Here is a 20,032-nt window from a genome sequence, read left to right on the forward strand (position 1 = left end):
AACCATGGAGCCGATCTTACAAGTGAAAGACCTACACGTATCATTTCATGTAAAGGGTGGAGAAGTTCAGGCTGTACGCGGGTTGAACTTTGAGATTGGTAAGGGTGAGACGGTTGCGATTGTCGGAGAATCCGGTAGTGGTAAAAGTGTTACTGCTCAGACGATTATGCGCCTGATTCCAACTCCACCTTCTCATATCAAGCAAGGTGAAATTATTTTTCAAGGGCAGAATTTATTGGACATGACGAATAGTGAGATGGAAGCGATACGTGGGAAAGATATTGGAATGATATTTCAGGATCCTATGTCTTCTTTGAATCCTACGATTAGAGTGGGTAAACAAATTACTGAGGTTCTAATGAAGCATCAGAAAATGTCATGGAGTGAGGCTAAAAGACAGGGTATTGAGATGTTGGAAATCGTAGGCATCAAAAATGCGGAGGCTCGCTTCAACCAATACCCACATGAATTCTCGGGCGGTATGCGACAACGTGTAATGATAGCCATTGCATTAGCTTGTCGTCCGGCACTACTCATTGCTGACGAACCTACAACGGCTTTGGATGTGACTATTCAAGCTCAAATTCTAGATGTCATGAAAGAGATGCAGGAACGTCTAGGTACCTCTATCATTCTTATTACACACGATCTTGGTGTTGTAGCTGGAATGTGCGATAAAGTGATTGTTATGTATGCAGGCGAAGTTGTGGAGACGGGTACAAAGTGGGAGATATTTAAGAACCCTCAACATCCATACACGAAGGGGCTTTTACGTTCAATGCCTCGTCTAGATCAGAAGAAAAATGAGCCATTGATTCCTATCATGGGTACGCCACCCGATCTTATTAAACCTCCTCTAGGTTGTCCGTTCTGTGCACGTTGTGATCAGGCGATGAGAGTTTGTGAAAGAACAGATCCGAGTGCTACCGTGTTTAGTGAAACGCAGATGGCAAGATGCTGGAATTTGCATCCCATGGCGCAGGAGGGACAAATATCATGAGTCAACCATTGATAGAGGTAAGTGGTCTTAAGAAATATTTTAATGTGGGTAAAGGAAATGTTGTCAAAGCTGTTGATGATATTAGCTTCTCTATTCAAGAAGGTGAAACGCTAGGGTTGGTTGGAGAATCTGGGTGTGGTAAATCCACTGCGGGTCGTACAATTCTTCGTTTATATGAACCTACTGGTGGAAGCGTCAAATTTAACGGGACAGATATCTACAAGCTCCCTCCTAATAAAATGAAAGCTATGCGCCGCGATATGCAAATGATATTTCAAGATCCTTATGCATCGCTAAATCCGCGCTTTACAGTCTCTGATATTATCGGTGAAGCTCTGGATATTCATAATTTAGCCGGAAGCCGGAAAGAACGAAAAAAAAGAATTGAAGAGTTACTTGATACGGTTGGACTAAATTCTGATCATGCTACGCGTTACCCGCATGAATTCTCTGGTGGTCAACGCCAACGTATTGGGATTGCTCGTTCGCTTGCTGTGAATCCGAAATTCATTATATGTGATGAACCGATCTCAGCTCTAGATGTATCCATCCAGGCACAAGTGGTTAACTTGCTTAAGGATCTTCAGAATCGACTAGGGTTGACCTATTTATTCATAGCGCATGATCTGTCTATGGTTAAACATATCAGTGATCGAGTTGCTGTGATGTATCTTGGAAAAATGGTTGAATTAGCGGATAGTGAAGAACTATATAATAATCCAATTCATCCTTATACCAAAACACTTTTGTCAGCTATACCGATTCCAGATCCTGAAATCGAAGCTAATAAGAAACGTATTATTATGCCAGATGATAAATCGGGTGCGATATTCTCTGGTAAAGATAGTTCGGGGAATAGAATAGAACCTAAGCTAGTTGAAGTTTCTAAAGGACATTGGGTTGCAATGCCTTTCGAATGATTCATATAAGGAAAAGCCGTCGGGTAGATTCGACGGCTTTTTAAGTTTACAGAAGTATCTAACTTCCTTTGACTGAGAAGAATTTATTGGGTACAATCAAGAAAGAATTTTAGATATAAATCTAGATTGTAGGTTTTTTGGGAGCAGAATAGGAGGCAGACCTCATGAATGTGGTTATAGATCCATTAAAGAGTGGGTCGGCTCTGGCAAATGATTATATTCACCATTACGAGAAAGTTGAACATTTGTATGGTAAAGATTATCGCCATGAGACAACTTGGAATGAACGGGCACAATGGCTCGATGATACCGAAGATAGACGGGTTGATCGTCATTCCTTGGTTGAAATATTGAGAGTATATAACGGGAAGCATAATGCCCATGATGCTGTACATACATCGCTTGATATGCTGGAGAAGCCAGGAACGCTTGTTATAGCGGGTGGACAACAAAGTGGACTGTTTACGGGTTCCATGCTAGTTGTATATAAGGCAATCACCATTATACAAGCAGCGAGAGAAGCCGAGAAGCGTTTGAATCGGTCCGTAGTGCCCGTGTTCTGGATTGCAGGTGAGGACCATGATTGGGACGAAGTGAACCATACTTACTTACTCACAGGGGATATGAACTTAACGAAGATTAGAATGGATAAGCATAAGCAAACTCGATCTTCTGTTACTCAGACCCCTGTATCGGATAAAGAATGGGACCGTACAATAAAGATGGTTATAGCTACGCTTCAAGACAGTGAGTTCAAAGCTGATATTATAGCCATAATCAGACAAGCGACTGAGAGTAGCGATAATCTAAGTGATGCTTTTGCTAAATTACTATGTGAGTTGTTTGGTCAATATGGTCTAGTCTTACTAGATTCAGCAGATCCGGATCTACGTAAACTGGAACAACCTATATTTCATTCAATGATAGAAAAGAATGAAGAACTGGGACGGGCCTATCAAGCTTCAGCGGATCAGATTACGGCACTTGGATATGGGTTGCAAGCTGAGGTGGCAGATGAAGGGGCTAATTTATTTTATATTCATGAAGGTAATAGACTGCTCTTAACAAGAGTAGAAGGCCGTTTTATGGATCGTAAAGGTCTAGTAGCTTTCACACGAGAACAACTGTTAGACATGCTGCACAGTCATCCTGAGCGCTTTAGTAACAATGTGCTAACAAGACCGCTCATGCAGGACTCTTTATTACCTGTGCTTGCGAGTGTACTGGGTCAGGGAGAAATCTCTTACTGGGCCATAACACGTCAAGCATTTGAAGTGCTTGGATTGAAGATGCCTATGCTATTACCCCGGATGTCTTTCACAATTATAGAAGGTACACAGTTGAAATATATGGATAAGTATGGGTTATCCTTTCAGGATGTACAATATCATCTTCAAGAGCGCCGGAGCCAATGGCTCTCTGAACAAGATGTCTTGCATTTAGATACGCAATTTGAGGCAACTAGGAAAGCTTTTGAACAACTTTATGAGCCCTTGATTCATAAGTTAGGTGATTTACAAGCGGGTCTTCATACACTCGGACAGAAGAATAAGTCTAAGATTCTAGATCAGATTACTTATATGGAACGAAAAGCAAAGGAAGCATTAGAACAGAGACATGAAGCTGCATTAAGTCAATGGGATAGAATAGGTACGTTACTATACCCTTTAGGCCAACCACAGGAGAGAGTCTATAATGTATACAATTATGTGAATCGCTATGGATTATCTATCATTAGAAATTTGATGGAAATTCCTGTTGATTATTCAGGGGAGCATCGGATAATTTATTTATGAGAACACAGCTAAAATAGGAGGAATAATATGAATGCTAGATCATTAAAGGATAGTATCGTTAAAGACATGGGGTTGGCACCAGAAGGACATTTGAAAATTGATTGGGTAGAGGCTCATATGCCCGTGTTGAATAGGATTCGTAAACAATTCGAAGCAGAACAACCATTCAAAGGGTTGAAAGTGGCTATTTCACTCCACTTAGAGGCCAAAACGGCTTATCTAGCTAAAGTGGTACAGGCGGGTGGGGCAGAGGTTACCATTGCAGGGAGTAATCCATTGTCTACGCAAGATGATGTGTGCGCCGCGTTGGTAGAAGATGGTGTTACCGTGTTGGCACGACATAATCCTGACCCTAAAGAGTTCAAAGAAATGCTGATTAAATTACTTGAAATTAAACCAGATCTTATTATCGATGATGGTGGAGATCTAGTGACGATCCTTCATTCCGAACGTCCAGACCTGCTCGAAAATCTCAGAGGTGGAGCCGAAGAGACCACAACGGGTATATTACGACTTAAAGCTATGGATAACGATAACATGCTTAAATTGCCAATGGTCGCTGTGAATGATGCCTATTGCAAGTATCTATTTGATAATCGTTATGGTACCGGACAATCTGTATTTGACGCTATTAACCGTACAACCAACTTGGTCGTCGCGGGTAAAACGGTTGTCGTTGTTGGGTACGGTTGGTGTGGTAAAGGTGTCGCTATGCGTGCAAAGGGTCTAGGGGCTAAAGTTATTGTGACAGAGGTAAATGCAATTAAGGCTGTTGAAGCGCACATGGATGGTTTTCATGTCATGTCTATGGTTGAGGCTGCTAAGCTTGGGGATTTCTTCGTTACGGTTACAGGTAACCGTGACGTTATTACAGGCGAGCATTATGATGTAATGAAGGATGGGGCTATTCTTGCAAATGCAGGCCATTTTGATGTTGAAGTAAACAAGCCTGAACTTTTAAGTCGATCTCAATCTGTACGAACTGTACGCCGTAATATTGAAGAATATCATTTCAACGATGGTCGTAAGATGTATCTAATTGCAGAAGGGCGTCTTGTAAATTTAGGTGCAGGGGATGGTCATCCAGCAGAAATTATGGATATGACCTTTGCGCTGCAGGCTATGTCATTGAAATACGTGAACGATCATTATCGTGAATTAGGGAAACATGTCATTAATGTACCTTATGAGTTGGATGAACAAGTTGCCAAGTATAAGTTAGAAAGTCTTGGAATTAGCATTGATACTTTGAGTGAAGAACAGGCATTATATGTGAAGAGCTGGGATACAAACTAACTCTTGTGATTATAAACGGTTGTAATTAGGAGCTCCTCGATATCCATTCGAGGGGCTCTTGTTATTTATTAACAAAAAAATATAGGTTTTAGAAAAAGGATATTGAACATAAGTGGCGAATTTAATATTATTAGTGGTGAATAGTGGTGCAAAGTGGGGGAAATAGGTTAAAGGAGTGAGTGGGCCAATGTTTATGGGAGAGTATCAACATAGCATTGATGATAAGGGCCGAATTATTATACCGGTTAAATTCCGCGACCTTCTTGGAACCTCATTCGTTGTTACCCGTGGCTTGGACCAATGTCTATTTGCTTACCCTAAGGAAGAATGGGCTGTTATGGAACAGAAGCTCAAATCTCTATCCTTGATGAAATCTGATGCACGTGCGTTTACTCGATTTTTTTTCTCGGGTGCAACTGAATGTGAATGGGACAAACAGGGCAGGGTAAATCTACCGGGAAATTTACGGGAGTACGCTAAGCTTGAGAAAGATTGTATCGTGCTAGGCGTATCGAACCGAATGGAGATTTGGAGTAAGAATATGTGGAATGAGTATTTCCAACAATCCGAACAAACATTTAATGATATTGCTGAAAAATTAGTCGATTTAAACTTTGATTTATAATAGTCTGGAGGGCTGCAGCTTGTTTCATCACATCACGGTACTAAAAGAAGAAGCGACAGAAGGGCTGCGCATCAAAAGAGACGGCATTTATGTCGACTGTACTTTGGGAGGCGCAGGACATAGCTCATTGATCGCATCTAAGCTTGGAGAATATGGAAGATTAATTGGACTCGATCAAGATGATTGGGCTTTAGATCATGCGAAGGAATTGCTATCTCCTTATAGTGATCGAATATCATTAATGAAGACAAACTTTCGATACTTGGAAGAAGCACTGAAGGAGCTCGCTGTCCCGCAGAAGGATGGTGTTCCTCAGGTAGATGGAATATTGTTTGATCTCGGGGTATCATCCCCACAGTTTGATGAAGGAGACCGAGGATTCAGCTACAATCACGATGCTCCGTTAGATATGCGAATGGATCAGTCTGCTAAACTCACAGCTGCTGAGATTATTAATGAATGGTCAGCGGATGAGATTGCCAAAATATTGTTTAAGTATGGTGAGGAGAAATTTTCTCGTCGAATCGCTAGAATCATTGTGGAGCGTCGAATCAAGGAGCCTATTAAAACAACAGGTGAGTTGGTCGAAATTATTAAAGAGGGGATTCCAGCTGCTGCCCGCAGAACAGGTGGACATCCTGCGAAACGTAGTTTCCAAGCTTTGCGCATTGCAGTAAATGATGAGCTAGGTGCTTTTGAAGAAGGATTACATCAAGCAGTACGATGCTTAGCACCGGGCGGAAGAGTATCAGTCATTACGTTCCATTCCTTAGAAGATAGAATTTGTAAACAAATATTAGCGAGTTATTTAGAGAAATGTACATGTCCAACTGATTTCCCCATGTGTGTGTGTGGAGGTACAGGACAAATGAAACTTGTGAACCGAAAGCCATTGGTTCCTAGTGAATTGGAATTAGAACAGAATTCTCGCGCGCGTTCAGCCAAATTGAGAATAGCGGAGAAACTGTAGCACAAGAGAAGGAGTGAGAGAAATACAATGGCTTATACGCGGGGTAATTTAGCAGTTAAACCTAAACCGATAGAACGCGTATCTCCAGGATATCGCGAGCAGACAAAAGTAATCACACGACGTGCAACACTTCCTATGAAAGAGAAGATGCTGTATTTGTTAACTGTAGTTATTTGTGTTGCTGTGGCTGGTCTTATTATTTCACGCTACGCGAATATCTACGATATAAATAAACAAAGCGAAAAGCTTGGTGAAGAAATTAGAAAAAACCAATTGTTAGTGACGCAGTTGGAAGTTAAGAAAGAAACATTAAAGAATACAATCTTAGCTACGGCAATCAAAGAGGGTTATGTGGAGCCGACTGAGCACGATACCGTTTATGTGCCTCGTTCTATGGTTACACCGGAGAAAGAAATATCGAATATAGATTCAGCACAAAAATAGTGTCTGTGAGGGTTGATATATGGTAAAAAAAATAAAACTTCGAACACTGTTTATAGGAGGATGCATAACCCTCCTCTTTGTTGTTTTAATTACTAAATTATTTTGGATTCAAATTGTGAATGGAGATTTTTGGCATGAAGAGGCAGTATCTAGCTGGTCTAGGACAAAAGTGATCTCGGCAACTCGAGGAACTATAACAGACCGCAAAGGTGATGCATTGGCACTTGATGCACCCGCGTATACGGTAACTGTTAATCCGAAAGTCATTCAAGAAAATGGGATCGAGGATGAAGTGGTTACAGAACTAAATAAAATTCTAGGGAAGCCAGAAGAAGAACTTCGCGCACTCGTTACCGCTAAGGATGATAAAGGGAAAGAGTATCTAACAAGTCGTGAAGTTCGGCCAGAGGGCTTGATGGTTGATCAGGATAAGAAGGATCAGATTGATGTATTAGTGAAAGAAATGAAGAAGAAATTGAAGGATGAGAAGAAAACTCCTGATGCTGGTATTGGTACACTTAGTCAGAAGAAACGAATCTATCCTAAGAACAGTTTAGCTGCCCATATTCTAGGATATACAGATCGTGATGGTAAGGCTGTTATGGGCTTTGAAGCCTTCTATGATGAGTTCCTCAAAGGAACGCCAGGTTCAAGCAATTATCAGAGTGATGGGCAATTGGATAAGCTTCCAAATGCGGATGAGTTATATGTTCCGGCTGTCAATGGTAAAAATGTTCAACTGACAATTGACTCGACGATCCAGTATTATATTGAGGAAGCGATGAAAGAGGCCTATGAGAAGTACAAGCCTGTGAGTATGACGGTTATTGCGGCGGATCCGAATACGATGGAAATATTGGGGATGGCTAATCTTCCAACCTTTGATCCGAATACGTACTGGGAAACGCCAGATAATTTTACTAACCATGCTGTTAAATCACTGTATGAACCTGGTTCTACTTTCAAAATTGTTACCCTTGCAGGTGCTGTACAGGAGAATTTATTCAATCCTAATGACAAATATGTTTCGGGTCAAACATCAGTTAAAGGAACCAATCGGATTTTCTCTGATATTGTGCGGGGGGGATGGGGAACCATCTCTTATCTTGATGGAGTCAAGCATTCTAGTAATGTAGCTTTTATTAAGCTAGGTTCAGAAATGTTAGGAAAAGAAAGATTATTGAAATATATTACAAATTTTGGGTTTGGCCAAAAAACGGGGATTGAGTTGCCGGGAGAGTCTACTTGGCCTATTAATTTACCCGGTCCTGCGGAGGTCGCTACAGCTTCTTACGGTTACGGTGTTTTAGTCACTCCCATTCAACAGATCGCTGCAATTGCTGCGGTTGCAAATGGCGGGAAATTGATGAAGCCCCATATTATTAAAGAAATTGATGATCCTAATACTGGAGAGTCGCGGAAGATTTCCCCGGTAATGATTCGACAAGTCATCTCTGCTGAATCAGCGAAAGAAACAAGTGGTTATCTTGAACAGGTCGTATCAGATCAGGTCATAGGTACAGGGAAAAATGCTTTCATTGAAGGTTATCGTGTTGCAGGCAAGACAGGAACCGCGGTCAAATTGGTGGATGGGGTATATAATAAAACGAAGCAAGTTATTTCTTTTACTGGATTTGCCCCCGTAAATGATCCGAAAATTGCAGTCATTGTCATCATGGATGAACCTATGGATGGTACAGTGGGTGGGGGAAGAGCTGCTGCTCCCGTTTTCAAGAAAATTGTATCTCAATCTTTGCAGTACATGAATGTTCCGAAGATAGTAACAAGTGAGCAAACGAAAGAGAACACGAGTGAGAAAGCTACGTCGGTAACGGTAAGTTATACAACACCGAATATGGTGGGTAAAGCCATTGGCAAAGCTAAGAAAGAGCTTCTAAATACCGGAATCGCATTTGAGACACTAGGTAGCGGTAGTACAGTTGTTAATCAATACCCAGCTAAAGGTTCAGTAATGAGCTCGGGACAGCGAATTTATCTTCTGACTGAAGAAAATGATCAAATGGAAGTTCCTAATTTAAAGGGAGAATCTTTGCGAGATGCACTGCAAGTGTTGACTTTAATGAAATTGACAGCTAGCGTAGAAGGTGAAGGTTATGTTACAGAGCAAACGGAGACAAAAGAAGGTAATAAACGTAAAGTGCTATTGATTCTTTCGCCTGCTGATGAGATGGCTACTATGCTTAAGGATGAGAATGAGACAGAGAAAGAAGACCCGTAACGTGCTGTGTATTAGTTGCAGGGCTTGTTCTAACCCCTGGCTGTCCTGAATACTCATGATAACAACAATGTCATGAGCTCAGGACAAGTAGGGAGGGTATACAATGAAAGTTTCAAATTTGACACTTAGACGGAGGCTACTGTGGAGCTTGCTGTTCTTTTGTGTGTTGTTCGGTGCTTTAATCATAAGACTAGCTTACGTTCAGCTGGGGTTGGGTAGTGAACTCTCCGCTAAAGCAGAAGATTCATGGAGAAGAAACATTCCTTATTCAGCAAAAAGAGGGGAAATTCTTGATCGGAACGGAACACCTCTAGCCTTTAATATCAGCTCTCCAACCATCATGGCGATACCCGTTCAGGTTAAAGAGCCAGAGGCTATAGCGCAGGCGTTGTCCCCTCTGCTTGGGATGACGCAAGAAAAAATATTCAAAGTCATAACTAAAAAAGGTTCTATGATTGAAAAATTACAGCCGGGTGGTCGCAAAATTACAATGGACCTTGCTCAAAAAATTCGGGATCTGGATCTACCTGGCATTGTTGTTGCAGAAGATAACAAAAGATATTATCCGTATGGAGATCTCGCTGCACACATTTTAGGATTCACAGGAATTGATAATCAAGGGATAACAGGAGTCGAGAAAAAATATAATGATAAACTATTAGGTATGAACGGTAGTATTTCCTACCTTTCTGATGCTGCGGGCAGGCTAATGCCTGGTTCATCTGAGAAGTATGTTGAACCCAAAGATGGATTGAATTTAGAACTTACGATTGACAAGTCTATTCAGTCTATTATGGAACGTGAGTTAGACCAAGCAATGGTGCAGTTTCAAGCACGGGGTAGTTGGTCTATTGCAATGAATCCTAAGACAGGCGAGATACTAGCTATGGCAAGTCGGCCTGGATATGAACCAGGAAAATACAAAGAATATGCTTCTGAGGTCTATAACCGGAATTTACCGATCTGGATGACATATGAGCCGGGTTCGACATTTAAGATCATTACATTAGCTGCCGCACTTCAAGAAGGGAAAGTGGATCTAGAACGGGATACTTTTTTTGATCCAGGGTATATCAAAGTGGGTGGCGCCACCTTGAAATGCTGGAAAAGGGGGGGGCATGGTAGTGAAACATTCCTTGAGGTTGTTGAGAACTCTTGTAACCCTGGATTTGTATTACTCGGACAGAAGCTTGGGAAAGAATCACTATTTAAATATATTCGTGATTTCGGCTTCGGTTCTAAGACCGGTATAGACCTTAATGGAGAAGAGAATGGGATATTATTTAAGTTGTCTCAAGTAGGGCCTGTGGAGTTGGCTACGACCTCATTTGGTCAAGGTGTATCTGTTACACCGATTCAGCAGGTAGCCGCTGTATCTGCTGCTATTAATGGTGGTAAGTTGTATAAGCCTTATGTCTCTAAGGCATGGATTAATTCCGAGACAGGTGCTACGGTTGAAGAAATGCAACCTGAACTTATAAGACAGGTTATTTCAGAAGAGACATCGAAGAAGGTAAGAGAGGCTTTAGAAAGTGTTGTAGCTAAAGGCACAGGGCGTCCTGCCTTTATCGATGGATATCGTGTAGGTGGGAAGACAGGTACGGCACAGATTGTAGTTAATGGGCGTTACTCCGCTACAGAACATATTGTTTCTTTTATTGGATTCGCACCTGCTGATGATCCTCAGATCGTCGTGTATACCGCTGTAGATAATCCGAAGGGGATTCAATTTGGGGGTGTAGTTGCTGCGCCTATTGTCCAGAATATATTAGAGGATTCATTGCGGTATATGAATGTTCCAGAGCGCAAAGATCAACTGACGAAAGAATACAAGTATGGCGAGACTCCTATAGAGACGGTGCCTGATTTAGTCGGCGCGACGATACAGGATCTCTATGAGGATTTGAATATGAATTTCATGCTGACTAAATCAGGAAGCGGAAAGACTGTAGTTAGTCAAGCACCTAAGGCAGGTAGCAGGGTGGAACGCGGTTCAACGATTCGTATTTATATGGGCACTTCTGCAGAAGATGATGAAGTGAACAAGGTACCTTAGTGTATCTGGAATTCGGACGACAATTGAAATAGAGCGAGGGATTACTAATGAGACTTAATGAATTGGCTTCATCGATAGCGATTAAAGAGATTATGGGTAGTGGGGATATAACAGTGTCGGGTATCCAGATTGATTCTCGCAAGGTAACACCAGGCGATTTATTCATCTGTTTACCAGGACATACCGTTGATGGACATGATTATGCTTCCCAAGCAGCAGAGCGGGGAGCATCTGCACTTGTTGTAGAAAGAGAGCTCGACGTAGAATTGCCTCAAGTCATTGTTAAGGATTGTAGATATGCAATGGCTGTGTTTGCTAATGCCTTTCTCGGATCACCAAGTAGCCAATTGAAGGTGATTGGAGTAACAGGGACGAATGGAAAGACAACAACAACCTATCTCATAGAGAAAATTATGAATGATCATGGCGTGAAGACGGGGCTGATCGGAACGATTCAGATGCGCTATGGTGGACGGACATTTCCAATGTCAGGAACGACACCTGAATCGTTAGATTTACAACGATCATTACATGATATGGCAGCTAGTGGGACTCGGTGCTGTGTAATGGAGGTATCTTCACATGCTTTAGAGCAGGGTCGGGTGAAAGGGACCGATTTCCGGACAGTTATTTTTACGAACTTGACCCAGGACCATTTGGATTATCATAACACGATGGAGGAATATCAAAGAGTTAAAGGCTTATTGTTCTCTCGTATGGGCAACTCGTTCATAAGTAATCCTGACAAGCGAAAGTATGTTGTACTTAATGCAGATGATCCAGCTTCCAACTACTTTGCCCAGATCACAGCGGCTGAAGTTATTACGTATGGTTTGGAAGACGGGGCGAATGTGCGCGCCACTCAAATATCTATTACAGCACAGGGTACGAACTTTCATGTTGATTCTTTCAAGGGAAGTATAGACATTCAACTAAAAATGGTTGGTAAATTTAATGTGTATAATGCATTAGGTGCGATTACGGCTGCTTTACTAGAAGAAGTTAGTCTAGAAGAAATTAAACGTAGTCTTGAGTCGATCTCGGGGGTCGATGGACGGGTTGAATCTGTTGATGCGGGGCAACCCTTTGCAGTGATCGTTGACTATGCGCATAGTCCAGATGGGCTTGAGAATGTATTGAAGACAGTTAATGAATTTGCCAAAGGGCGAATCTTGACTGTGTTTGGCTGTGGTGGGGACCGTGATAAAACAAAGCGACCTATTATGGGTAAAATTGCCGCTAAATATAGTGATGTTGTATTCGTGACTTCAGATAATCCTCGGACTGAGGATCCAGAATTGATATTGAAGGATATCGAAGCGGGACTTCTGGAAGATCAGGTATCTCAGGATAAATATCAAATGATTATGGACCGGAGAACTGCAATCCAAAAGGCTATTGAAATGGCAAGCCCTGACGATGTAGTATTGATTGCGGGGAAAGGTCATGAGACCTACCAATTGATTGGACAGACGATTCATGAATTTGATGACCGTATCGTCGCCAAAGAAGCGATAAGGGGCATATTAATGTGATTACAAAAACGTTGAGAGAAATCGCTGTGATGTGCGGGGGGAATCTCGTACATCAACAGGACAGTGACATCGTGATTCACGGAGTGATTCGAGACTCACGTCATATGTCGGAGGGATGTTTATTCATTCCGTTAGTCGGAGAAAACTATGATGGACATGTTTTTGTCGCAGAAGGGTTACGTACAGGAGCTGGAGGAGCCCTTTGGCAACGCGATCGGGGCACGCCTCCACAAGGCGCTGTTATTGAAGTAGATGACACACTGGTAGCTTTACAGATGCTTTCCGAAGCCTATTTACGTGAAGTGGGTAGTAAGGTTATTGGTATTACAGGTAGCAATGGTAAGACTACGACCAAAGATATGGTAGCGGCTCTACTTGAAACAACTTACAAGGTGCATAAAACCGTTGGGAACTACAATAACCACATTGGTCTACCCCTCACTATTTTAGCTATGGATAGGGATGTCGATATTATTGTGCTTGAAATGGGCATGAGTGAACGTCATGAAATTGAAGTTCTTGCGGCTATTGCAAGTCCAGATGTAGCGGTTATAACAAATATTGGTGAGGCACATTTGCTTCAGTTAGGATCCCGGGAGGAAATTGCCCGAGCTAAGGTGGAAATTTCTAGTGGACTTAAGTCAGGAGGTCTGCTTATATATAATGGCGATGAGCCGTTGATTTCGGAAGTGCTCGCAGAGTCCACTACCATTAAGCCCATCGACATGAAGACATATACTTTTGGTATGAATCCAGATAACGACGAATACCCTACGGGAATGTTAAATCACAATAAGGGCGTTATATTCACAACGAATATATATAAGGAACAAGGGATTGATTTGCCTCTGCTTGGACGACACAATGTTGTGAACTGTTTAGCAGCACTTGCTGTTGCTCGTCATTTCAGTGTAAGTGAGGAGAACATTCATAAAGGGTTATCTCAGTTACGTTTATCAGCGATGCGAATAGAGCAAATTGTACTGCCGACCGGGTTAACAGTGCTGAATGATGCTTATAACGCTAGTCCATCTTCAATGAAGGCGGCAATTGATGTACTTCAAAGTATGAAGGGTTATCGCACAAAAATTGCAGTGCTTGGGGACATGCTTGAACTTGGGTTGCAAGAGCAGGAATTTCATGCCGAAATTGGGCGCTATCTGACCGCAGACAAAGTGAATCTGCTGTATACATATGGTCCTTTGTCTCGGAATACAGCTGAGGCAGCAAAAGTCCATTTACCGGAATCCAGCATACATGCATTTGAAGATAAGCAGGAACTGATAAGACACCTTAAGGACCATCTGCAACCTAGAGATATTATTCTAATGAAGGCCTCGCGTGGAATGAAACTGGAAGAAGTAGTAGATGCACTAAAAGAGAAATATTAGCAGATGTGACGTCATGAAGGGGTGAATCCATGGATATTCAATTATTATTACTTACAATCGGTGTATCTTTTATTCTAGCGGTTATAGCCGCACCATTACTCATACCCTTGTTACGGCGTATGAAGTTTGGACAACAAGTTAGAGATGATGGACCACAAAGTCATTTGAAAAAATCGGGCACTCCAACAATGGGTGGAATAGTCATATTATTAGCATTTACATTGTCTTATTTGAAATTTTCTGTTATTAATACGGATTTCTATGTTTTGTTAGTTGCCACACTAGGATTTGGATTGATTGGTTTTCTAGATGACTATATTAAAGTGGTCTTCAAGCGTTCATTAGGTTTAACGGCACGTCAGAAATTGTTGGGACAATTACTATGTTCCGCTGTGATCTGTTATTTATTATTTCAAAATGGTCATGATACCTCGATCAGTATTCCGGGTACATCTTTATCTTGGGACTGGGGCGGCTTTTTCTATTATCCTTTTATTGTGATTATGTTGCTCGCTATTAGTAACGCTGTTAATTTCACGGATGGATTGGATGGGTTATTGTCTGGGGTAAGTGCCATTGCATTAGCCGCATTCGCTGTGGTTGCTATGCAAGCCACATCGCTTCCAGCAGCCTTTGCAGCAGCGGCGATGATTGGGGCAGTACTAGGATTTCTTGTATTTAATGCACATCCTGCCAAAGTCTTTATGGGAGATACAGGATCACTCGGTATTGGTGGTGCTATTGCAGGGATTGCGATTGTTACGAAGAGTGAGTTATTGTTCCTTATTATCGGTGGCGTATTTGTTATTGAAATGCTATCCGTTGTATTACAGGTAGCTTCGTTTAAGACTCGAGGCAAACGTATTTTTAAAATGAGTCCGATTCATCACCACTTTGAACTTACGGGATGGTCGGAATGGCGTGTAGTCATTACATTCTGGGCTGTAGGTCTGGTGCTTGCCGGTCTTGGACTTTATATTAACAAGGGGTTGTAATTATGGATCATCTAGAGTCATACAGAGGTAAAAAAGTCATCGTTCTTGGTCTCGCCAAAAGTGGCGTACAAGTCGCCAAAGTATTGCATAAGTTAGGTGCATTGGTGACTGTTAATGATCGTAAAGAAAAGGAAGAATGTTCCGAAGCATCTGAGTTAGAGGCTTTGGGAATTTGTGTTATATACGGAGGTCATCCGGATGACCTTATTCATGAAGGGGTTTCACTAGTCGTTAAGAATCCGGGTATCCCTTATTCAGTCCCTCCTGTGCAAAAAGCAATCGAATTAGATATTGAGGTTGTGACAGAGGTTGAGATCGCTTATTATCTTTGCAAAGCTCCTATTATTGGAATAACGGGCTCAAATGGCAAAACAACAACGACAACTTGGGTGGGTAATATTCTTGAAGCCGCGGGGTTATCACCTATTGTAGCTGGAAACATCGGAACACCACTATGTGAGGCTGCCCTTGAAGCATCGGAAGACAACTGGATGGTAGTTGAACTAAGTAGCTTTCAATTAAAAGGAACGCAGCAGTTTCGCCCTCGAATTGGGTGCTTGTTGAATGTAGCAGAGACACATCTAGATTATCATGGAGGCATGGAAGACTATGTGTCTTCTAAAGCGAATATGTTTGTCAATCAGACAGCGGAAGATATCGCAATCCTCAACTGGGATGATCCTTACTGTCGCAGTCTTGTGCCTTATGTAAAAGCAACCATTCTACCTATTTCGATGAGTGAAGAATTAGTGGAGGGTGTGTATGTTAGTCCGCCTTTCATTGTGAATACGGAGGACACGTTGTCACGTCATATTGTGTATCGTGATCGTCAAGGAATAACCCATCAGATCATCTCTGTTGCAGAGATTGGTATCCCAGGACGTTTCAATGTGGAGAACGCACTGGCAGCTTGCGCAATCGCTATAGCAGCGGGTGTTGAAATTCATCAGTTGTCGGGTCCACTTGCTTCTTTTCGTGGTGTCGAACATCGGTTAGAGTATGTGAAGCATAGTAAGAAAGTAGCCTATTACAACAACTCCAAAGCAACCAATTCAAAAGCTACGACGATGGCTTTAACTTCTTTTAATAATCCAATCGTGCTTATCGCGGGGGGACTCGACCGTGGTTCTGATTATATGGAACTTCTGGGTGTCTTTAGTGAACGTGTCAAGGCTGTAGTGTTACTTGGGGAGACCAAAGAAAAAATAGCTAAAGTAGCGGAGCTTGCAGGATTAAAGAAAATTTCCCTCGTCGATACTGATGAGGACGCCGCCACCACACTTATACTAGCTGTGAAGGAAGCAGAGGCCTTTGCGGAAGAGGGAGACACTGTACTTTTGTCTCCCGCATGTGCAAGCTGGGATATGTTTGCTTCGTATGAAGAGCGTGGACGCATTTTTAAAGAGGCGGTGCATAATCTTAAGTAGGGGGGTGTGTGGATAAGCCCCTACTTTAATGCAAGAGGTGGCCTCTCCATGAACAAGACACGCCCGGCGCCAGATTTATGGCTCCTTATATGTATTTTGGCTTTACTTACGATTGGAATTGTTATGGTCTATAGCGCGGGTTCAGTACTTGGTTTCCATGACTATGGAGATTCTTACTATTTCGTTAAACGTCAGTTATTATTTGCCGGATTAGGACTCATCTCCATGTATATAACAGCTAACGTCGATTACCATTTTTGGCATAAGTATGCGAAGATTGGACTCATGGTATGCTTTGTTCTTCTGATAATTGTGCTTATTCCGGGGATTGGCAATGTTCGAGGCGGAGCTCGAAGTTGGCTTGGAATCAGTTCCTTTGGTATTCAGCCTTCTGAATTTATGAAATTAGGTATGATTCTATTTCTGGCTAAATGGCTTAGTCAAGAGCAGTTTAATATTACTTTTTTTACAAAAGGGCTACTCCCTCCCTTGGGTCTAATTGGAATGGCCTTTGGGCTCATTATGTTACAACCAGATCTAGGTACAGGTACTGTTATGTTAGGTGCTTCACTCATGATTGTATTTACGGCAGGTGCGAAGCTTAAACATTTGGCATTCTTAGGTTTAGCTGGCGCTGTTGGTTTTGCCGGATTAATTATCGCTGCACCTTATCGTTTGCTTAGAATTACAGCTTTCCTCGATCCGTGGTCTGATCCTTTAGGGGCAGGATATCAAATTATTCAATCTCTGTATGCTATTGGTCCTGGAGGTCTTGGTGGGCTTGGGCTTGGTATGAGTAGACAGAAATATAGCTATGTCCCAGAACCACAAACGGACTTTATCTTCTCCATATTGGCTGAGGAGCTTGGATTTGTTGGCGGATTGATTGTACTCTTATTGTTTCTCATTCTAGTGTGGCGTGGCATGCGTATAGCTATGACAATACAGAATAGTTTTGGTAGCTTACTAGCCGTTGGCATAGCTGGGATGGTTGCTGTTCAGGTAATCATTAATATCGGGGTTGTTATTGGTTTAATGCCAGTGACGGGTATCACGCTTCCTTTAATTAGTTATGGAGGGTCTTCCTTAACGCTCATGTTAACAGCTCTTGGTATTCTACTAAATTTATCCCGTTATGCGAGGTGAACAGCATGCGAATTGTTCTAACCGGTGGCGGAACTGGCGGACATATCTATCCAGCCCTTGCTATAGTAAGACAATGTGAACAAGAGGATGATCATTCACAATTTCTATATATTGGTGGACAGAGAGGTTTAGAGAGTAAATTGATTCCTCAGGAGAATATTGCTTTCCAATCGATCGATATCACGGGCTTTCGACGGAAGTTGTCATTGGATAATGTTAAGACGGTATTCCGATTTTTAAAAGGGGTTAGAACATCCAAGCGTCTCTTATCTAAGTTCAAGCCAGATATCGTTGTAGGCACAGGGGGTTATGTATGTGGGCCTGTTGTATATGCTGCTGCTAAATTGGGTATTCCAACAATGATTCATGAGCAGAATGCGATTCCGGGACTGACTAACTCTTTCTTGAGTCGCTATGTTAGTGTGGTTGCGGTGAGTTTCTCTGATTCAAAATCATTTTTTCCTAAGGCTAAGAGTGTTATTTATACTGGGAATCCTAGAGCTACAACGGTGTACTTAGCTAATAGAGACAGAGGATTTGCAACTTTAGGTATTCCTATGGACAGTTCTGTAGTACTGATTGTAGGGGGGAGCCGTGGGGCTAAAGCCATCAATGAAGCGATGATTCAAATGGCCCCCCTTTTAGATACGTTAAAGCATCTTCAATTCGTATATGTTACGGGAGATCGTTATTTTGATGTAACGTGTGAAGAAATCCGCAGTAAGCTTGGAAGGTTGCCTAATCATCTTCATGTCCTTCCCTATGTGCATAATATGCCGGAAGTACTTGCAGCTACTTCCCTAATCGTGAATCGTGCGGGGGCTTCATTCTTGGCAGAAATTAATTCATTGGGTATACCCTCTATACTTATTCCATCTCCTAATGTGACCAATAATCATCAAGAGGCTAACGCTAGGCAGTTGGAGAAGGCAGGAGCGGCCGAAGTGATCGTGGAGAAAGAATTAACAGGCGACCGGCTTTTTCAGGCCATTTCAAATATTATGGGAGATTTGGACGTTCATAGAACAATGTCTGAGTCTTCTCGCAAGCTCGGCAAACCGGAATCCGCCAATCTAATCGTTGAAGAAATGCGACGTTTGTCAAGAAGAGTTTAAAAGACATTGGAGATTGTCACACACCTATGTGGGATTACATAAGATATCATATAATCGTGACAATCGCCCAAGGACACGGCAATATCGCACTAGGAACCCCAATCTTCTCCTAATTTACTGAGAGATGGCATTATTCGATTAGAAGTTAGGAGGTATTACGTTGCAGCAATGGACATCGCTATTATCGGAGTTAAACGTCGGGGCAATTTACCTGGATGAAGCACTCGCAAGACATACGACATGGAAAATCGGTGGACCAGCCGATGCGCTGATCATCCCTGAGACCAGAGAACAGCTACAGGAGCTTATTAAGCTACTACATCAGCATGAAATTCCCTGGATGCAGATGGGTCGCGGCTCCAATATGCTTGTGTCTGATAAAGGGATACGTGGAGCAGTCATCAAGCTAGGCGGGGATTTGGAATACGCTGATTTTCAGGAGGATGTTGTAACTGCGGGGGGTGGTTGCTCTTTTGTGAAATTGAGCATCATGGCAGGTAAGCGAGGGTTAACGGGTTTGGAGTTCGCAGCGGGTATTCCCGGTTCCGTCGGTGGAGCCGTATATATGAATGCCGGAGCCCATGGGTCTGATGTGTCACGCATATTCAAGTCCGCTGAGATTGTACTAAATACAGGTGAAATGGTATCTTATGCTGCTGAGGATATGACTTTTGCGTATCGTCATTCTATTCTGCATGAGCGCAAGGGAATTGTAGTTGAAGCTACATTTGAGCTTAATCACGGCGTGCGTACGGAGATAGCAGCAGCTATGGCTTGTAACAAGGACCGACGTCGCCGCACTCAACCGCTGCAACTGCCTTGTGCAGGAAGTGTGTTCCGTAATCCGCCAGGCGATCATGCGGCCAGACTTATAGAGGCTGCTAATCTTAAAGGTTATGGTGTTGGTGGAGCAGAAGTATCCGTGCAGCATGCCAATTTCATTGTAAACACTGGTCAAGCTACAGCAGAGGACGTGCTCACCCTCATACACGAAATTCAGGCAAAAATTTTTGCTGAACAAGGTATCTCGTTGGAACCCGAAGTGTTCGTAGTGGGTGAGCGGTAAACTCGGAGGTG

At 42.4% G+C, this 20,032-nt stretch carries 16 protein-coding genes; all 16 read left to right on the top strand.

All coding sequences use genetic code 11. The features are described from left to right. The first annotated feature begins 4 nt into the window (after nt 1-4). The 16 genes from J2T13_RS03020 (at nt 5) to murB (ending at nt 20,021) form a co-directional block, all read left to right on the top strand. Nucleotides 5-1,000 carry an ABC transporter ATP-binding protein gene (locus tag J2T13_RS03020; RefSeq protein ID WP_429368195.1) on the top strand — a complete coding sequence of 332 codons (996 nt, stop codon included), beginning with the start codon at nt 5-7 and terminating at the stop codon, nt 998-1,000. Next, nucleotides 997-1,920 (top strand): ABC transporter ATP-binding protein, encoded by a 924-nt coding sequence (locus J2T13_RS03025; protein ID WP_429368197.1) that lies wholly within the window; start codon nt 997-999, stop codon nt 1,918-1,920. The genes J2T13_RS03020 and J2T13_RS03025 overlap by 4 nt, the downstream gene beginning before the upstream one ends. Before the next feature lie 164 nt (nt 1,921-2,084). Further along, on the top strand, nt 2,085-3,716 hold the full coding sequence (bshC, locus tag J2T13_RS03030; protein ID WP_429368199.1) for a bacillithiol biosynthesis cysteine-adding enzyme BshC: 1,632 nt from the start codon (nt 2,085-2,087) through the stop codon (nt 3,714-3,716). A 27-nt stretch (nt 3,717-3,743) separates the two neighbouring features. After that, a complete protein-coding gene (locus J2T13_RS03035) occupies nt 3,744-5,012 on the top strand; it encodes an adenosylhomocysteinase (RefSeq protein WP_429368201.1) in 1,269 nt (422 codons plus the stop codon). Between the two features lie 187 nt (nt 5,013-5,199). Next, nucleotides 5,200-5,637 (top strand): division/cell wall cluster transcriptional repressor MraZ, encoded by a 438-nt coding sequence (gene mraZ / locus J2T13_RS03040; RefSeq protein WP_429368203.1) that lies wholly within the window; start codon nt 5,200-5,202, stop codon nt 5,635-5,637. Nucleotides 5,638-5,656: 19 nt separating this feature from the next. After that, nucleotides 5,657-6,607, top strand: a complete 951-nt coding sequence (rsmH, locus tag J2T13_RS03045; RefSeq protein ID WP_429368205.1) for a 16S rRNA (cytosine(1402)-N(4))-methyltransferase RsmH — start codon at nt 5,657-5,659, stop codon at nt 6,605-6,607. Nucleotides 6,608-6,634: 27 nt separating this feature from the next. Beyond that, nucleotides 6,635-7,051, top strand: coding sequence for a hypothetical protein (locus J2T13_RS03050; RefSeq protein ID WP_429368207.1), 417 nt, complete (start codon nt 6,635-6,637; stop codon nt 7,049-7,051). A gap of 115 nt (nt 7,052-7,166) precedes the next feature. Continuing rightward, nucleotides 7,167-9,290, top strand: coding sequence for a penicillin-binding transpeptidase domain-containing protein (locus J2T13_RS03055; RefSeq protein ID WP_429368209.1), 2,124 nt, complete (start codon nt 7,167-7,169; stop codon nt 9,288-9,290). A gap of 103 nt (nt 9,291-9,393) precedes the next feature. Then, on the top strand, nt 9,394-11,346 hold the full coding sequence (locus J2T13_RS03060; RefSeq protein ID WP_429368211.1) for a stage V sporulation protein D: 1,953 nt from the start codon (nt 9,394-9,396) through the stop codon (nt 11,344-11,346). Nucleotides 11,347-11,393: 47 nt separating this feature from the next. Then, nucleotides 11,394-12,881, top strand: coding sequence for a UDP-N-acetylmuramoyl-L-alanyl-D-glutamate--2,6-diaminopimelate ligase (locus tag J2T13_RS03065; protein WP_429368213.1), 1,488 nt, complete (start codon nt 11,394-11,396; stop codon nt 12,879-12,881). Next, the gene (locus tag J2T13_RS03070; protein WP_429368321.1) at nt 12,881-14,272 is read left to right on the top strand and encodes a UDP-N-acetylmuramoyl-tripeptide--D-alanyl-D-alanine ligase; all 1,392 of its coding nucleotides are present in this window, start codon (nt 12,881-12,883) and stop codon (nt 14,270-14,272) included. The genes J2T13_RS03065 and J2T13_RS03070 overlap by 1 nt, the downstream gene beginning before the upstream one ends. Nucleotides 14,273-14,301: 29 nt before the next feature. Further along, a complete protein-coding gene (mraY, locus tag J2T13_RS03075; protein WP_429368215.1) occupies nt 14,302-15,267 on the top strand; it encodes a phospho-N-acetylmuramoyl-pentapeptide-transferase in 966 nt (321 codons plus the stop codon). A gap of 2 nt (nt 15,268-15,269) precedes the next feature. Continuing rightward, the gene (murD, locus tag J2T13_RS03080; RefSeq protein ID WP_429368217.1) at nt 15,270-16,694 is read left to right on the top strand and encodes a UDP-N-acetylmuramoyl-L-alanine--D-glutamate ligase; all 1,425 of its coding nucleotides are present in this window, start codon (nt 15,270-15,272) and stop codon (nt 16,692-16,694) included. Between the two features lie 48 nt (nt 16,695-16,742). Continuing rightward, nucleotides 16,743-17,840 carry a stage V sporulation protein E gene (gene spoVE / locus J2T13_RS03085; RefSeq protein ID WP_429368219.1) on the top strand — a complete coding sequence of 366 codons (1,098 nt, stop codon included), beginning with the start codon at nt 16,743-16,745 and terminating at the stop codon, nt 17,838-17,840. A 5-nt stretch (nt 17,841-17,845) separates the two neighbouring features. Beyond that, nucleotides 17,846-18,955: an undecaprenyldiphospho-muramoylpentapeptide beta-N-acetylglucosaminyltransferase gene (gene murG / locus J2T13_RS03090; protein ID WP_429368323.1), complete on the top strand. Its 1,110-nt coding sequence runs from the start codon at nt 17,846-17,848 to the stop codon at nt 18,953-18,955. 160 nt (nt 18,956-19,115) lie between these two features. Then, nucleotides 19,116-20,021, top strand: coding sequence for a UDP-N-acetylmuramate dehydrogenase (gene murB / locus J2T13_RS03095; RefSeq protein WP_429368221.1), 906 nt, complete (start codon nt 19,116-19,118; stop codon nt 20,019-20,021). Nucleotides 20,022-20,032: the final 11 nt, after the last annotated feature.

Origin of the sequence: Paenibacillus sp. DS2015 (genome assembly GCF_050433705.1) — a bacterium.
Lineage (GTDB): Bacteria > Bacillota > Bacilli > Paenibacillales > Paenibacillaceae > Paenibacillus_AQ.

What these genes read in the sequence shown, in the direction of transcription:
- murG (WP_429368323.1), top strand. Translation starts at nt 17,846, where the DNA reads ATGCGAATTGTTCTAACCGGTGGCGGAACTGGCGGACATATCTATCCA.
- bshC (WP_429368199.1), top strand. Translation starts at nt 2,085, where the DNA reads ATGAATGTGGTTATAGATCCATTAAAGAGTGGGTCGGCTCTGGCAAAT.
- murD (WP_429368217.1), top strand. Translation starts at nt 15,270, where the DNA reads ATGGATCATCTAGAGTCATACAGAGGTAAAAAAGTCATCGTTCTTGGT.
- mraZ (WP_429368203.1), top strand. Translation starts at nt 5,200, where the DNA reads ATGTTTATGGGAGAGTATCAACATAGCATTGATGATAAGGGCCGAATT.
- J2T13_RS03035 (WP_429368201.1), top strand. Translation starts at nt 3,744, where the DNA reads ATGAATGCTAGATCATTAAAGGATAGTATCGTTAAAGACATGGGGTTG.
- J2T13_RS03060 (WP_429368211.1), top strand. Translation starts at nt 9,394, where the DNA reads ATGAAAGTTTCAAATTTGACACTTAGACGGAGGCTACTGTGGAGCTTG.
- mraY (WP_429368215.1), top strand. Translation starts at nt 14,302, where the DNA reads ATGGATATTCAATTATTATTACTTACAATCGGTGTATCTTTTATTCTA.
- J2T13_RS03025 (WP_429368197.1), top strand. Translation starts at nt 997, where the DNA reads ATGAGTCAACCATTGATAGAGGTAAGTGGTCTTAAGAAATATTTTAAT.
- spoVE (WP_429368219.1), top strand. Translation starts at nt 16,743, where the DNA reads ATGAACAAGACACGCCCGGCGCCAGATTTATGGCTCCTTATATGTATT.
- J2T13_RS03065 (WP_429368213.1), top strand. Translation starts at nt 11,394, where the DNA reads ATGAGACTTAATGAATTGGCTTCATCGATAGCGATTAAAGAGATTATG.
- J2T13_RS03020 (WP_429368195.1), top strand. Translation starts at nt 5, where the DNA reads ATGGAGCCGATCTTACAAGTGAAAGACCTACACGTATCATTTCATGTA.
- J2T13_RS03050 (WP_429368207.1), top strand. Translation starts at nt 6,635, where the DNA reads ATGGCTTATACGCGGGGTAATTTAGCAGTTAAACCTAAACCGATAGAA.